The sequence below is a fragment of the Thiohalocapsa sp. genome (assembly GCF_019695415.1).
Lineage (GTDB): Bacteria > Pseudomonadota > Gammaproteobacteria > Chromatiales > Chromatiaceae > Thiohalocapsa.
Genome location: NZ_JAIFKJ010000412.1, coordinates 1 through 1,718, shown reverse-complemented (window position 1 = coordinate 1,718; position 1,718 = coordinate 1). Strand labels below are relative to the sequence as shown.

At 67.8% G+C, this 1,718-nt stretch carries 2 protein-coding genes; one reads left to right on the top strand and one right to left on the bottom strand.

Annotated elements, in window-relative coordinates; translation table 11 throughout:
- Nucleotides 1-269: 269 nt before the first annotated feature.
- Nucleotides 270-1,445: a putative zinc-binding peptidase gene (locus I6U14_RS11785; RefSeq protein WP_296899554.1), complete on the top strand. Its 1,176-nt coding sequence runs from the start codon at nucleotides 270-272 to the stop codon at nucleotides 1,443-1,445.
- 47 nt (nucleotides 1,446-1,492) lie between these two features.
- On the opposite strand, the gene I6U14_RS11780 is transcribed toward I6U14_RS11785, so the two are convergent.
- A partial coding sequence (locus tag I6U14_RS11780) for a hypothetical protein (protein ID WP_296899552.1) occupies nucleotides 1,493-1,718 on the bottom strand: 226 nt, incomplete at its 5' end.

The following is a 1,718-nucleotide window of genomic DNA, read 5'->3' as shown; positions in this document are numbered from 1 at the left end:
CCCGGGTGGGCGTGGGGGGGGGCTTGGGTGGTGCGGCCTACGGCGGGCACACCGCGCCGGGGGTGGGCCTCCTCACCGGGGGGATCTGCCTGGGGCGGTGGCGACTGGCGGCGAAGCACGGCCGGCAGACATTGGCGGCGCTGGTGGAGAAGCCACCCCAGGCGTGACGCGACGCCCGCATCACCAGAGCGTATGCAACGACGGACCCGGCCCTCAAACTTCAAACTTCAAACTTCAAACTTCAAACTTCAAACTTCACACTTCGTTCAATGCGCACCTTTTCCTGTCAGTTCTGTGGCCAACCTGTCTATTACGAGAATTTTCAGTGCACCCATTGCGGTGCGGCGCTCGGCTTCCTGCCGGACCGGCTGCGGCTGTCTGCGCTGGAACAGGGCAGCGACGGGCTCTGGCGAGTGCCGATGCCGCAGCCGGCAGCCGCTGAGCGATCGGTGGCGCCGCTGCTCTTCGCGCGCTGGTTCGGCAAGCGACCGGCTCCGGCTGCCACACCCAGTGTCAACAACCCGCCTGCGCCACAGGCCTACCGCAAGTGTGGCAATTACGAGCAGCACAACGTCTGCAACTGGATGGTGCCCGCAGACAGCAACGAAGCGTTCTGTGCTGCCTGCCGGCCGAACCAGACCATCCCCAATCTCGCCAGGCCCGGCAACCTCGACAAATGGGCTCGCATCGAGCGCAGCAAGCGCCGACTGGCCTATGGGCTGCTCCGGCTCGGCCTGCCCGTGCACACCAAGGCAGAGGACCCGGCAGGCGGGCTCGGCTTCGCGTTTCTGTCGACGCTGGATGCGAGTCCGGGCCAGCCCGTCATGACGGGCCACGCGAATGGGCTCATCACCATTAACATCGACGAGGCGGACGCGGCGGCACGCGAGCGCATGCGGCTCGACATGGATGAGAAGTACCGCACCCTGCTGGGCCACTTCCGGCACGAGATCGGCCACTATTACTGGGACCTGCTCATCCGCGAAGGCGGCCGGCTGGACGGCTTCCGTCACCTGTTCGGCGACGAGCGGCTGGACTATGGCCAGGCGCTGGATGCGCATTATTTCAACGGCCCGCCCGTGGGTTGGCAGGACCGCTTCGTCAGCGCCTATGCGGCGGCACACCCTTGGGAGGACTGGTCCGAGACCTTCGCCCACTACCTGCATATCGTCGACACGCTGGAGACCAGCGAGCACTTTGGCGTACAGATCGAGCGCCGGCTACCGGACGGGACCGTCCACCGCTCCGATCCGGACTTCGACCCCTACACCATCGACGACTTCCAGCCGATCATCGACAACTGGCTGCCGCTCACCTTCGCGCTCAACAGCCTCAGCCGCAGCATGGGGCAGCCGGACATGTATCCCTTCGTGCTGTCCGGACCGGTGATCGACAAGCTCGGCTATGTGCACCGGGTGGTGCGGGAGAGCCGGGTGCGGGACTGAGCCGGGCCTGGTGGGAGCGGCCTCTGGCCGCGACGCGACGGCCGGGGTCAGCCGGCGCCGCCGGCCGCGTCGCGACCGCCCACCCGCATGGTCTCTGCGCTGCGCCCGAACCGCGCGCGCCAGGCGGACCCGAGATCCGGCGTATAGCCATCCCCCAGGCCCTGACTAAGCGCCCAGTGCAGCGCGCCCCCGACCAGCCAGTAGTGGTCGTCGGCGACGCCATAGCCGCGGTGCCGCGCGCCGACGTCCCGGGTGTTCGCACACACCGCCCCC